Annotated in this window: 12 protein-coding genes; 7 read left to right on the forward strand and 5 right to left on the reverse strand. The window is 34.5% G+C overall.

Translation table 11 applies throughout. The features are described from left to right. Nucleotides 1–443: 443 nt before the first annotated feature. From H7U02_RS08765 to H7U02_RS08785, 5 genes are all read right to left on the reverse strand, one after another. Entirely contained in the window at nt 444–1,235 is a 792-nt protein-coding gene (locus tag H7U02_RS08765; RefSeq protein WP_256262648.1) for a DNA/RNA non-specific endonuclease, read from the reverse strand. Nucleotides 1,236–1,448: 213 nt separating this feature from the next. Beyond that, nucleotides 1,449–2,432 carry a tyrosine-type recombinase/integrase gene (locus H7U02_RS08770; RefSeq protein ID WP_201043186.1) on the reverse strand — a complete coding sequence of 328 codons (984 nt, stop codon included), beginning with the start codon at nt 2,430–2,432 and terminating at the stop codon, nt 1,449–1,451. A gap of 189 nt (nt 2,433–2,621) precedes the next feature. Continuing rightward, a complete protein-coding gene (locus H7U02_RS08775; protein ID WP_201043188.1) occupies nt 2,622–4,085 on the reverse strand; it encodes a replication initiation protein in 1,464 nt (487 codons plus the stop codon). Nucleotides 4,086–4,804: 719 nt separating this feature from the next. Continuing rightward, a complete protein-coding gene (locus H7U02_RS08780) occupies nt 4,805–5,329 on the reverse strand; it encodes a hypothetical protein (protein WP_002887168.1) in 525 nt (174 codons plus the stop codon). After that, nucleotides 5,313–6,143 carry a ParA family protein gene (locus tag H7U02_RS08785; RefSeq protein ID WP_002887170.1) on the reverse strand — a complete coding sequence of 277 codons (831 nt, stop codon included), beginning with the start codon at nt 6,141–6,143 and terminating at the stop codon, nt 5,313–5,315. Before H7U02_RS08785 ends, H7U02_RS08780 begins: the two co-directional genes overlap by 17 nt. A 1,661-nt stretch (nt 6,144–7,804) precedes the next feature. Here H7U02_RS08785 and H7U02_RS08790 point away from each other — a divergent pair. The 7 genes from H7U02_RS08790 to H7U02_RS08820 all read left to right on the forward strand — a co-directional run bounded on the left by H7U02_RS08790 (nt 7,805) and on the right by H7U02_RS08820 (nt 14,635). Next, nucleotides 7,805–9,145, forward strand: coding sequence for a DUF3854 domain-containing protein (locus H7U02_RS08790; RefSeq protein WP_201043189.1), 1,341 nt, complete (start codon nt 7,805–7,807; stop codon nt 9,143–9,145). Nucleotides 9,146–9,176: 31 nt separating this feature from the next. Then, a complete protein-coding gene (locus H7U02_RS08795) occupies nt 9,177–9,749 on the forward strand; it encodes a GTP pyrophosphokinase (protein WP_201043190.1) in 573 nt (190 codons plus the stop codon). A gap of 137 nt (nt 9,750–9,886) precedes the next feature. Continuing rightward, nucleotides 9,887–11,350 carry a hypothetical protein gene (locus H7U02_RS08800; RefSeq protein ID WP_201043191.1) on the forward strand — a complete coding sequence of 488 codons (1,464 nt, stop codon included), beginning with the start codon at nt 9,887–9,889 and terminating at the stop codon, nt 11,348–11,350. A 13-nt stretch (nt 11,351–11,363) separates the two neighbouring features. Beyond that, the gene (locus H7U02_RS08805) at nt 11,364–11,864 is read left to right on the forward strand and encodes a Cas9 inhibitor AcrIIA9 family protein (RefSeq protein ID WP_201043192.1); all 501 of its coding nucleotides are present in this window, start codon (nt 11,364–11,366) and stop codon (nt 11,862–11,864) included. Between the two features lie 58 nt (nt 11,865–11,922). Further along, nucleotides 11,923–13,470 carry a PcfJ domain-containing protein gene (locus H7U02_RS08810; protein WP_201043193.1) on the forward strand — a complete coding sequence of 516 codons (1,548 nt, stop codon included), beginning with the start codon at nt 11,923–11,925 and terminating at the stop codon, nt 13,468–13,470. 111 nt (nt 13,471–13,581) lie between these two features. Next, the gene (locus H7U02_RS08815) at nt 13,582–13,929 is read left to right on the forward strand and encodes a hypothetical protein (protein ID WP_260318472.1); all 348 of its coding nucleotides are present in this window, start codon (nt 13,582–13,584) and stop codon (nt 13,927–13,929) included. Between the two features lie 10 nt (nt 13,930–13,939). Beyond that, nucleotides 13,940–14,635, forward strand: coding sequence for a hypothetical protein (locus H7U02_RS08820; RefSeq protein ID WP_070847721.1), 696 nt, complete (start codon nt 13,940–13,942; stop codon nt 14,633–14,635). The last annotated feature ends 31 nt before the right edge of the window (nt 14,636–14,666 follow it).

Consider the following 14,666-nt stretch of genomic DNA (forward strand, 5'->3'; position numbering starts at 1 on the left):
TCTCCTTTAATGTCTTTTTTGACATTAAAAGCATAACAAAAAAGGTCACTATCTGTAAGATAGTGACACCCCTTGACTTTTGTTAATTCATTGCGATAAGAAGCCCGACACACAAGACTACAATTGGTGTAATTAAGGCGAAAATTGAAAATATTTTCTTGGCGATACCGATGGTAACATATAAGAAACTCGCTAATGTTAGTAATAGAACCAAGATCATAAACATAATTCTCACCCTTTCTTCTGGCTCTGTATTAATTATTATTATATAGATTTTTGATATCAATGCAAGGTTAGAGCACCCAAAATATAAAGGTAACTTCAAAAATTTCATTGTGTGCTTCTGCATGATAACCACGTTTAGAAATGATGCTTATCTTCTTTTTAGTATTCAAAAGTTTACGCTGATTAATATTGTAGTATAGAACATTCTATAATCAATGTTAGTAATTACTTGTGGCTGTACCATCTAAGTAGTTAATATTAGCATTCTTTGAAACGTTCTGAAGTGTGACAGAACTCACATTTCCATCACTTGTTGCTAATCCTTCTTCTGATAGTTCAACACCATACGGTGTACCATTTTCATCAAAGGACGTCCAGTAAAGCGTTACAGTTCTAGGAATTAACTCATTGCCAGTATAGTTTGCAACAACACAATAATCTAAGTACATATTTGGGTTGTTCTTCAACCATTTGGCTAGTGCGTTTTCATAGTATAGCATACCGTTTGGATTATTAGTATCCGTTTTACTATCAGCCATCGTTCCAGCATTCAAATAGCGTGTCATAGGCACTAGATTCTTGATTTCAGAATTTAATCCAGAAAACTGATAACCAATCAGATGCCCGCGATTCATCAGATAAGCTTTTTTGACTTTTCCATGCTCATCTTCGTACTTAAAACGATAGTTATGCCAGCCAACTGGGTCAACATTAATTTTACTTTCCCTACCATCTTGTGGCTTATCTGAATACTTTAGTCTGATGTGCCCATATGTTGCTCTACCAAGACTATCCAAATCTCCATTGACCATTAGCTTATGGTTTTCAAAAGGCAATGGAGTATAACTGAAAGTATCTGATTTCCCTCCACTGGTTTTAGAAGAACTGGTCCCTGTTTCCGACGATTCTGACTTTGGAATAAATTTCTCAAATAAGTTGGCATGTTCACCCTTATTGATAACATTAAAACCACCAGACAAAATACCGGGTACATTAATTCCCTGGGACATACCATATCCAGCTATACAAAACATAACAATAATAGATATCGGTATCCAAATCAGACTGCCAAGACAACCTCTTTTTTCATTGTTTTTTTTTAGCATAAGACCTCCTTAAATCTCAATAAATTCATTATAGACCTAGAAGTCACTATTCGTAACCCAGTGACATCAAAAAGGCCTCAAGTGGCCTTTTACTAATATAGAAATTTATCAATATTATTATTCGATAAATCTTATGAGATGATTCTTGTCTAAACTATAGCCTTGTATTTCAGCAACTTTCTTAATATCACCTGTCTCTTTATAAACAATAGAGGCGTGGCTGTCTTTTAAAATACTAGGCGTGATTACCTTACCATAAGCATGTCCAATGTTCTTTGCCAAATGGCCTATTGTATTTCTTCCCATAGGCTTTTTCAACATGGTTAAAAATAATGATGGTATAGAAGGATCCAAGTCCCAGCGTCCCCGACGTTCCTTAACAAATGGAGCTATGTAAGGAACTGTGAAGGGGAGAAAACGTATAAACTGTTTCTCGTTATTTCTAACAACCCAAATTCCTTTTTTACGCATATCAATATCCCTGACTGTCAAGTTAACAACTTCTTGAGTACTTGCTCCAGTACCAATTATGATTGCAAATATAGCAATATTTCGCTCCTTCTCCTTTTCCCAATTATCAGCCTTCTTCTGAGTTGGTAGCGTTGTAACATAACTGTTTGCCATGAAATCAAGCAACTCTTCGAGTTCTTGCTGCGTATACAAAATAGTCTTCTTCTTTGATTCGGAATATATTATGTTGTGATAACTCTCTTTATAAACTATCTTCCATTCATTAAACACGTTACGATAAAACAACGGCATCCCTCTCTCAATTGTAAAAGAGGTATTCGTAAGATAATTCCAAAATCCTGCCAAAGTATAGAGAATAAATCTTTTTCCCGCTGGTTTAAGACGTAAATTTGCCAAATAATTTTGAACAAATTCTCGTGGTAATTTTTCTAAGTCTGTCAATGATAGTGAGACACCCTCTTTATCAATCGTAATTGCATAGCTATTTAAAAATTTCTGGATCACTGACAAACGTTCGACCATTTTGGGAGAAGGTTCTTCAACATCTACTTGAAGGTAAGATATATACTCATCTATAATATCTGGTAATTGCCTTCTAAGTGCTAGATATTTATCTTTCTGTTTTGACATAATTCTCCTCCTCTCAATAATGATAGCAATTAACTACAGGTTTACCACTTATATTTTTAAACCTATTATATCATACAAGATTGCATGTTGATTTTAGATTTATCTAGTAAAAAAATTTCTAAAACAAAATAGCGATACATCGTGTATCGCTATTATATATATAATCTATCTACAAAAATACATCTGAAGTTATACTTTAAAATAATCAAGTATCTCAGTCAATAGTTGTTCTCTTGTCTCTTCAAAATGACTATCAGACAGTGACTCTAAACCTTTATCTTTAAGTTCCCACAGCTTCTCTTGCAACAGTTTCTCTGCTAAATGTTTAATATCCGCCTTATTATCTTCGTCAGGCGTCTTTGAGAGTTCTATTTTAATTGCTGATTTAACTGCTACTACTACTAGTCCTAAACGGTCTTTGTCATCCGTTCCATTTTCATAGTTTGGCTCAGACCAGTCTGGAACATTTGAAGGACGATTATCCTTATTAGTTGGATGACTATCTCTCAAATCTGAAAGTTTTGTGTACCCTGCTACTTCCCATTTATTGAGCAACGTTCTTGTCCAACCGAAAGTACGGTTTGCATCACTTCCTGTTCTTTCCAACGCCTCAATAACTAGTTCATGGTCCATTGTTTCAAGCCAACGTTTGAGTTGATTTTTATTATTGTAGTTGTCAGCCTTGCTCCCTTTAGGAAAAACAGTGTAGAATTTCTCCATCACGATAGCCATCTTACGTTTGAAGTCTAACTCCTTCTTCTTCTCAAAGGTAATGACTTTATCGTTTGTGGCAACAATACGTCTCAAATCGTCATCGAACGGTTTAAACCTAAATATATAGTGGGTAATTGATTTTCCTTTTTTGATTCGCTCTACTGTTAAATCCTGTATGACAGGAAGCCCATGCTCATCAACTAATAGCGTATTGATTTCATCCATTGCTTGCTGCAGCTTAGTACCTTTCGAACGAAGTAAACTTGGACTATCCAAGATCAAAACTTCTTGCTCTAGTTCTTCAGCTGTATCTTTTACAAAGCCTGTTTTACGCCAGTCTGCTAGATGTCTAAATAATCGTTTAGAATACTTACTCTTCAATAGGTTATGGTAGTCACGTCCATACTGAATGTACTTAGCTTTTTTACCCCACTCTGGGTTGTTAAAAAGGTCTTTAACTGTACGCCTGACCGCTACTTTTACTTTTGATCCATCTTCTGTAGTTACTTCATCATATTCAGTATATTCCGCATCAGACAGGTGGATTTTAATGAGTTTATTTTCGTGGTCTACTCTAAAGGTCTTGAACAGTGGGATGGAGGTGTAAGAGACAACCTTACCATCGACAACCTTTTCGGGATGTCGATATACAATTTTAGTCATTCTTTCCTCTAGTTCCTCAACTGTAGTTTCAAATCGCTTACCAGTCCTAGGAACAATTTTTTGTTCCCTAGAACTGTAAAATGTATTACCTGCTAGCATTGCCAGACTCGAATAAGAAAATATTGCTGCTTCGTTTTCATCATAAACATCTCGCAACTCACCAAATATAGAGTAAATCATATTTTCTTGAAGAGGTGAAAGGTCTCCCAGCTGAAACATTTGGGTGAACTTATTATCATATTTGATGATTTCTCTGAACTCTCTATTCTCTACCAAATGCTTCTACCTCTCTTAGTTCATTCATCATACATTTTGGTCGTATTTTAAATAAAAGTAATTATTTTACTACAAGCTAATTACTCACTGCAATATGTGACAGGGTATAAAAATATTAAATTACAACCCTTTTGTATGACATTATATCACTAATATTCTGATTTTCATAGTATTTTTTTAAATTTACAACCATTTTGTAGGATATACATACAATTTTATATGACATACATGCAGTTTTGTAAACTTAACATGCAACTTTATAGGACTTACATACCGATTTGTAGGATACACCTGCCATTTTATATGACATACATACATTTTTGTAGACTTAACATACAAATTTGTGTGACTTTCATGCAAAGTTATATGATATACCTACCAATTTGTAGGATATACATACAGTTTTATAGGATAACGGTAAGCTAACCTCAATAACAGCAAGGGTTTCAGGAGTTCTACTACTTAAACTATAATTAATTACTTAGTTACTATTATTAACCACTTAATACTACTTAATACTACTTAATACTATTTAAACTATTATTACTAAATCAAAATTAATAATACTAAGCTTTAAAACATCAATATGTTCTCTCTAAACTATATTTAAAATCACTACAAAACAAAAAGTGTAGTAATTACCTACACTTTTGTATGCAAAAAATGATTTCAATACGAGTTACCTACATTTTTGTATGATAACTACACGTTAAATTAGATTACTTAAAACTCATCTCAGTTTCTACCAATGTATTAAACAACTCTTTTTGTTCTTCATCTAGAAGTTGGTACATCTGATCTAACATTTCAGTGAATAGCTTATCAGATCCTCCACGTTTAGGATAATTGCCATTTTCTCCTTTGAGGTCTTTTTTATTTAAAACAGCTCTTAATGCACTAAAACGAGACATTGATAATTGTGTCATGTTTAGATTTGAACGCACTTTTTCTTCCGGGGTTTTTGCTGGTTCAAGTTTAGTAGGAATTTTGTTTTTTTCTTTTTTCTGAGTGACAGTGTTTACTTTTTTAGGAGAAACAGCAGCCTTTTTGGGTTCTACAATTTCTTCAGTTAGAAAAGCAATATCATGCTTCTCCTTAAGTTTATCAATTACTACTTCTTCAATCTCTTTCCCTTTAAAAAAACGGTCAAATACTTCTTTAGCTGTTGTGCGATCATTTGATTCAACAGCTGATAAAAGGTTATTAAAATTTCTTTGTTGGATTGTATTAAGCTTTTTCGGCATCGTGTTCTCCAATCGTCTTAATTAGTTCATTCATAACATTTGTGATTTGTTTTTGAGGGATGCTATAGCCACTATTTGTAAAAACATTTGCTTGATTAGCAATCATATCTTTGTATTGTTTATTATTAAATAAGTATTGCTCAAAAACTTTAGTATTATGTTCTTCCGCAATTTTCTCAAGAGTTGATACTGCTTCTCTTGCTTTGACTTGTTTAATTGATTTTTTACTAAAGCCTGGCCCTTTATCAACCTGAGTTATAACAATCCCAGCTATAACAATATCAATTCCAAAGAAAGAGAATCCTTCTTGAACTGCTTCAATATCTTCGATTGTATCCTTTACACCTTCAATACCAAACTTATCAGGTGTTGTAGGGATAAGTACAAAAACTTTAGAATTAGTAAAAAGCGTACTAGTTGTTGAAACGCCAAAGAAAGGAGGGGTATCAAAGAGAACAAAATCATAGTAGTCATTGATATCTTGAACAACGTTTCTTAAACGAAAATCTCTATCTTTTAAACCAGATGCTTCACTCTCCCAGTTCTTCATCAGCTTACTACCTGGAAGCAGATCATATCCGTCAACCGGGACAATAGCATCAGCTACTTCTACTTCTTTTTTTAGTACAGAATAAATACCTTCTTGTTCGTCTTCGTTCACTCCTGCTGCTGTAGTTAGATTGCACTGTCCATCTAAGTCACCTGCACACGTTTTATAGCCAGCATTTCCTAGAGCTTGAGCCAATAATAAACTCAAGGTTGTTTTGGCTGCTCCTCCTTTTTCATCCATTACTACGATTGTATTTGCAACCATATCTACTCCTCTCAATACAATATATACGATACACTATGTATAACAAAACGATACATGTAATTAACTACTTAAAGTATACCATATAGAAATCGAATATCAAGTAGTATATAGATATATCGTAAATAATACAAGATACACTATGTATAGCATATATTTTTTCTAACCGGATTGTTACGCATTAAGTTATACATAGTGTATCGTTCACTATATAATGTTTTGAAAGAAAGCATCTATCATAGTATCAAAACTCAACAAGAATAATACACGATACATTATATACTATATAAAATATAAGAATGTACGGTAGACGATGTATTTTTTCCATATATAAAATACATAATGTAACGATATATAGTGTATATCACTATATTCGAGTTTCTACTTAAATATTATACACTACACTATACATTACCTGACTATATATAGTGTAGTACAAAGAAAGATAAATCTTTATAGTGTACTATAGACGATGTAAAATATATTGTTAAATAATGTATTGCTAGGTATTATATCGTATATCTTTCATCTATTCCTTATACTATTCAAAAACAAAAAATATTACAGAGTATCAAACCATAACTAGAGTATACCCGATACACTATATGTTATATAAAATAAGATAATGTATATTAGACGATGTAGAGTATATAGTTAAATAATGTATTACTAAGTATTGTATCGTATATCTTTTATTAAATACTTCTGAAAATAAAGAACATCAACATACATTGCTATACACGATACAATATGTAGTGTAAATAATATATTGTTTATTATTTATCGTATATTGTAGATAGTCTACGATGTATAGTGAACGATACATTTTAAACTATATATATGATTACATTTTATTGTTTAATAAGTTATATATAAAAAATAGTATAAAGAGCATAATAGGTGATTCACGATACAAGATACATAGTTTAGCAATGTATCTTGTATGTTTTTGTTTCATGACGTTTGGTTCTACGTTTGTTACGAATGGTGAGCTATACATAATGTGTTGTAAACTATAGACTATGTATAGTATATAATACAATGAAGAGTAGTATATATAGTTATAATTCGAATAACGATTAACTTGTAATGTTAGTTTCTCTTTGCTATACTAAAGTCATAAATAATTATATTTATATCTATTTCACCACCTCTAACGGTGAATTCATAGTCAAGTGACTATTTTAAAAGTAAACATGGAAGAGGAGATGCTATTACTGGTTCTGTCCCAGCGATAAGCATACCATGTTTGATTGGGTTAAAAGGGAGCGTACTCGCATTTAACTATCAGTTAAGTCATCAGACAGAAGAAGGGGCTTGACGCTTACAACAGGTACGAGATAATTTGCCTTTATTTTTTTGAAAGGCTACAACAAACGTTATTAGCAGATAAAAGCATAACGAGAAGTTTCCTATGGTTTTCCATAGGTATGTGCATCCTTGTTTTTTGAGACAAGGCTTGCCGGCTTCTTTGTTATGCTTTTTTTGTTTTGAGTTTGGGTAGATGGACAAAAAAGGAAGGCGACATCTCGATGATTAGTGGTGAGGAACAGGTGTTCCCAACTCTAACTTGTCGGCAAACGGAGGAAAGGCTACGAACAGGTGTTTGAGACTTTCCAAGGTCACTTTACAACAACAATGTTATATTTTATAAGGAGAAAAAAATGACAAAAATTATTACGATTGGACAAACCGAAATGATTAGGGTAGGACGTGATTACCCTTGTCCTATTTGTGGGAAACCAGATTGGTGTCTGGTTTTTGCAGATCAGATTAAGGCTGTCTGTGCTAGAAAGATTGACCTAGACAAACCACAATTTGGTAGTGCTGGGACTATTTATGATTTGGACCCTAAAAAAGCGAAAGAGGTGACTTTCGAACCTAGTTGGAAAAGTCAACCTTTGGCAAGTATCTCAACACTTCACAAAGTAAATTCTCTTGTTATTGATGTGTTGGGATTGACTAAGGAACATGTCGAGCACTTAACAAGTGCGGAACGAGGTCTTTCTGTTGAGACCATTGCACTGCGTGGCTACGCTTCATCAACAAAGCAAACACGCCAGAAGCAGGTTGATACAACAGTATCTCATCCAGCAACTATTTGGGAAAAGCTCTTTGTTGCAAATGGACTTCCTAAAGACGCTTGGCGTGGAGTTCCTGGTTTCTATTGGAACGAAAACGCAAAATGTCCTATTTTTGAATCAAAAGATGGAATCCTAATTCCATGTCGCAATTCTTGGGGACAAATTGTAGGTTTTCAAGTACGTCTTGATAACGTTAGTTATCAAGCCAAAGTAAACGAAGTCTTTCAAGAGGGACGAAATGCACGTACTGCTAAGGTCTTCCAAAATGACGATGGAAGTTTCGATTGGTATGTGTTTGCTAAAGGTTCATCACACGAACTAGCAAGTGGGACAACTAAGGAAACTAGTGTTAAACTTCGTTCCGGACTTGAGTTGACATTTAAAAAAGGGCAAAAATATGTCTTTGTTTCGTCAGCATATAAGCCAGAGGGAACTAGTGCTAAATCCTTTCCCCATTTTGCTTATTCTGATGATATTTTAGAACAAGCACGTTTTTCAGATGAAGGCAAGGCTAAAGTCAACCTTATGAGTAAGGTTGATAACCTTCTAGTTACGGAAGGTTTGCTTAAAGGAGATATCACCGCGTCAGTTGCGAAAAACACACGTCTTTCTCAATTGGGGAATATCTGTGTTATCTCTATGGCAGGAGTAGCAGCATGGCGTCCTATCTCGGACTTTATCGGAAAGACTGAACTCAAAAAGGTTAAACCAATTTATCTTGCATTTGACCAAGACTTTGAGGATAATGACTCGGTATTTGAACGTATGTATGACATGGTTCAAGATCTAGTTACGAAGCAGTCTTGTACGGTTCGTGCTCTAATCTGGCCTCACGAAAAGGGAATCGATGATTTCCTTTTGAAAGCTTCTCCAGAAGAAAAGATTAAGTTCAAAACGTATAATAAACAGGATATGGTATAATGAAGAAAAATTATTTGGAGACGTATAAGGGTTGGATATCAAGAAAGTAGAGCGATTGATCTTTGAAATCAACACCATTCATATAAAGTATTCAGAAGAGTATTTTGAAAGTGGTAAACTTGCTAAAGTCAATCTTAATCACACTTTTGCGAATGTGCCAGTTGATGAGATTCTAAAATATCGTTTGAATCTGCACGAATCTATCAACGATTATTTAATGGTAGCAGATGTCAGAGATATTAGTTACTTCTATAGAGTGAAGACATCTGAATCTATTTTAGATAAGATTGAGCGTTTTACTAAAAAACCAGAAGGGTATCCAGTAAATTCGGTTTTAAATGATATTTTTGGAGCACGTGTCATTTTGCCAACATCTGTCATTACTGAAGTGATGGATCGTTTAGATGATTGGAAGGAAGAATACGGTCTTAAAAATTGGTATTTAAAAGATACTGAAGACTATACTGGCATCCATCTCTACTTTAAAAACAAGAGTCATTTCTATTATCCTTGGGAATTACAAATCTGGGATAAGAATGATATTTCTCGAAATATAGAGAGTCACAAACGAGATTATGCAAGGAAACTTGATAACAATAATTAGGTTTCCTTTTTTTACGCAATAAATTGCATATCATACTATGTATAGTTCATAGTGTATCGTACATAGTACATATAAGAGAAAGAGGAAGGTAGTAGCTTTAAGCTTTACCTTCCTTTTTGCTATTAAGGAGAAAAACAATGGCAAATTTACTAGCAGTAGCACAACAAACGACTAAAAAAGTCACTTTTCCGAAGATAAAAGAGACTGATAAAGCTGCAAATATCGTGAGAAAGTTTTGTACTTATTATGCGAATATTCGCAGATATCAATGTCAAGAACTTTTTTCTCAAGAAGTCGGAGCAGTAGCAGTAGAGGTATTCGGACAAGATAATGTCTATACAGCCTATAAAATCAAAGACATTATGACTGATATTGAAACAATCGGTTATGATCAAGCTCATTTTTCGAATAAGCTAAAAAGACTGTTCGAGGGCATGAGTTTGAGAGATGAAGTAAATCACGAACACCTTTTCGGTGAACAGATTCTTCTCACATTAGATGGAGGTAGATTACCTGCTACTAAAAGTGCAGAAGATACCAAACGCACTTTGTATCTTCTCATTGTCGACGATTCAAAGGTTAGAGTACCTTTGAAGAAAAACCTAAGTTTTTGGAGAGAGAGTAGTTCTCAAACGAGGTATGGACTAGTATCTTTTAGCTTTCTTGAATTGATGTCTATCCATAGTGAAGGTATCTACAAGGAATGTAGTTATTATGGAAATATCCAAAAGATAGCTAACGTTCTTAAAAGAGAGTATGAAGATGCTCTTGCAGCTAACCTTAATGCACAATATGTTAATCAGTCAACTAAGACGATAGCCAGTGTGCGTGAGGATAAAATCTTTCAAGATCATGAAATGAACAGTAATACGTCATTTCTTGATTTAGGGTTTTCGAAAGTTGAAGTAGATACCGAGCGTTATCGACGTAGTGATTTTGATAAGGAGAAATTCAGGGTTCTAGAGAAAGAATGGGAGAAGTTGTGTAATCACTTACCTCATTCTACCGTAGAACCTGAACTCAAATTCCGAAAGCTAGGAAAACATAAAGCAAGCGGACTTTATGTGCCAGGGTTAAATATCATGGCAGTTGATGTAAGAGATACCTCATCATTCATACATGAGTATGGTCATTATTTAGACTATACGTATGATCAATCAGGTATCATTAGCTCTACATCACATAGCTTTAAAGATATTCGTAATATCTACAAGGCTAGCTTGCTAAAACTTATTCAAATAGCAGAGAAAAGCAGAACGGACTTAGCTCAAGCTGTTCATATTAAGAATAAGTTGGATTATTATTTGACACCGACTGAAGTGTTTGCACGTGGCTTTGAATGGTGGGTTTTTGAAACTTATACCAAAGATTCAGAACTGCTATCTGATGAAGCAACTTACTATACTCGATTAGAGTATAGGGCTTTGAGGCAATGTCGACACCTTTTGTTCGCATTTTTTGACACGTTCTTTGAGAACTATCGTGCAATGCAACCTATTTATAAGGTTGAGAAGGAGCCAAAAACACTAGTAGCTTGCCGAAAGCCATTTGAAGATAAACCAACAACTGAAGGAGAACAGTTAAGCTTGTTTGAGTTCTAAGAGGAGAAAAACAATGACGATGGAAATTAATGAATTTGACCGCTTCATGGCAGTAAGCCATTTTGATGAAGAGATGGCTGAAGCACATACACCGACTGAGGATGCTATTCATAATTGGATAGTTGATCATCAAGAGGATGATGAGCTGATTGCTGGGATCCTCAAACATCTTGATCGTACGATTAAGGATGCTATGGCTTACTGCATCAGAAAAGCCAGTAAATCTGACTATAGAAATGGTCAAGGTGCTATGGTTGATGATGCCACAGTCTTTTCTTGGGTTAAAGAGTATTTTACCGCTGAGAAGGTTGAGACCAAATCAGTTGTAGGGGAAATGACTACTGGTAGTAAGAAATCAACCAAGCAACCAACTAAGAAGCCAAAAAAGAAACAGAATAAGAGCCTAACTAAAACAGAAACTAAAAAGAAAATCCCAACTAAGAAAACTCCTGAAAAGGATGGGAGACAGTTAGATCTTTTTTCAGATTTATCTGTTGAAGAAGGCGAATTTTAACAACAACAAAATAAAAAATGGTCCTAGGGCCATTTTTTATTAATTAAGGAGAAAAACAATGACAAAAGCAGAGAATATTCAAGAAATCGTAGATAATCGTTTAAAAGTTCCTAACGGATTTTTCAAATGGGCGAAGAATAATTTTCCTATCTATGAATGGTCAAATAAGTCTAAGACAATTATCTCTTCCGACCGAAAAAAATTCTCGGAAAAGGTTACAAAACGCTTATCACTTAACAGCCGTTTAACCTTTGTAGGAGATACTTTTTACTTTGTCTGGATGGGAGTCACAAAGAAACGCATTGAAATGCAAATGTATGCAGTGACTCAATCATTTGAAGAAGGAAAAGAAAAGTTTGACGTCAGCCTTTATAACTTTTATCAGCTTGCCAACAATAAGATGGTAAAAGCACACTGGGATCCATATCTTTCAGCTAAAGAAGGTAAAGAAATCTATAGTACTGGATTCCAAAATCAGAGAAATGCTCTCTTTTTCGGTTCTGGTGCATTTAGTGTCTATATGCTTTATGGTGGTATGGAAAATCTTATTGAAAAGTTACAATCAAAATCTGAGTTGAGATACTTAGATTTTGGACACGTGATTAAAGATAATTTTGAGATAAGCTCAGTGCTACCTCATATCTATAAATATCGAGAACGTATTGAATTCGCTCAAAAAATAAAGGCGTGTGGAGTCGTCAAAGAATTGGTAGGTACTACGTTTTATAGGTCTTATTACTCACGTAGTCTTGGACATAAGCATGCAAATATGGGTAAGGTTACCATGAATTTTCTCAGAAGGAATAAACAGTATCTAAAAAATACGGATATGAATATCGAAAAGGCATTTTTCGAGGAAGATATGCGTAGACAATATGGTCGAACGTTCGAGGGTTTATACGAGTTGCTTATAAATGCTATGGTTCCTATTAGGACGCCACTAATTAAGCGTTTAAATAGTATCTTACCATCCACGGTGAAACCAATTCGTTTCATTAACTGGATGATGAAGAATGAGGTCTGTCTTCGTGATTATGAGGACTATCGAGAAATGGTAGAAGCTCTGGGAATTCCATTTGATGGAGATTATGTAGTTATACCTAAAAATTGGGAAAACAAACATACAGAGATTGTCGAAAATTATTCGGTTCTTCTCGAGAATCAACTAGAACGTGGGACTCATTTACGTGTAACTAATGCCGTAAGTAATTTGAGAGCGGAGAAAAGACGACGTGAGGAAGAAAAGAAAGAGGCGAAGTTGAGAATTGTAACAGCTGAACGCTTGGCAAACATGATGAAGGCTCAGACAACATTTGACAAGTATGCATTTATCTTTCCTAAAAATGAAAGTGATATTGTCAGAGAGGGGAAACACCTACATCACTGTGTTGGAAGGTATGCAAAGGAACACTTTGTCTACGGTTCCTCTATTATTGTCTTTGTACGTGATAAAACTGACAGAGAAACTCCTCTTTATACCCTAGAATTGAAAAATAATAGGATTATTCAACTGAGAGGAGAACGGAACAAAGCTGCAGATGAAGAGGCTAAGAAAGAAGCAGAACAATTTTTAGCCCATTGTGGAAAGCTTAAAATCCAGTTTTAGATAAAAGGAGAAAAAATGAAACTTAGAACTCATTATGAGTCAACTGCGTTTTCATGTTATACTAGAGATAACACTATACGTGATTTCATGTATAATTCAGGGAGAAACGTCATGAAGTTGACTATTGTTCTTTATAACAATAAAAAGATGATTGGAAAATACCTGGTTGATACAATCAGTAAAACCATAGATACGTTTGAAAGGAAAGATGATTTTTTGTTGAACACAGAATTCACCTATGAACGTATGGTAGATTTTCTAAAAGGGCGTCAAATTGATTTTGGACGAAAAAACCGAAAGGAACTTTTAGGGTATACCTATACAGCTCCCGATGTCTGGCACGAAATTGCTATGACACACGGTTTTGATACCGATGATTTTTATTGGATATCAATACCAGAACTCAATGATGAGCCATTTGTCTTAGAAGATCATCATCCTAATTTAAGTAGAAAATAGGAGAGATACTATGACTGTATTTACCTCTAGCAAAGGAACTCAAGAGAAATGGTTGAAAGATGACTATTTCTATAAGAGAGACTTTTTTGGTGGGGAGGCTGAAGCTGAGTTTCTAGTATCTGAGTTTTTGAAAAGTTGTGGGATTGAAGATTATGTACCTTACGAAAAAGTAGGTAGTGATCTTTGTCGTTCACAAAATTTCATACCAGAAGGTGGAAGCTTCGTTACGATGTTTCGTTTGCTGCAACAAAGGGGGTATACGGAATCAGATATCGAACAAATAGCCAAGAAACAACCTCAAGAGCAGTATAACTTTTTGAAAAAAGAGTTGGCTGAGATTGGTTTTTCAGAAGCTGAGCTTGATTCGATATTTGCCAGACTCTTTGAGATTGATCGTTTAACCTTAAATGTTGATAGACACTGGAATAACTTTGGGATTATCTTTTCTAAAGATGAACCGCCATATCTATTAACTTTGTTTGATTTTGGTTACTCTCTAGGAGTTACCTTTCCCAGAACAATGCCCACGCATGTAGCTATTCGTAAGAGTAAAGCTATGACAGTCAGCAAAAGCTTTGATAAGCAATGTGAACTGGCTGGAACATTCTCTTTTGACATTCAAGAGAGTTTTATTGAGTTCCTCAAAAACAGGAAAACACGAGAGGCTCACATATTTTTGAGTCGTATAAACAAATACTACAACTAAAAAGAAAGACTTGGTATTATACCAGGTCTTT

The sequence above is a fragment of the Streptococcus sp. 3.1 genome (genome assembly GCF_016648915.1).
Taxonomy (GTDB): domain Bacteria; phylum Bacillota; class Bacilli; order Lactobacillales; family Streptococcaceae; genus Streptococcus; species Streptococcus salivarius_E.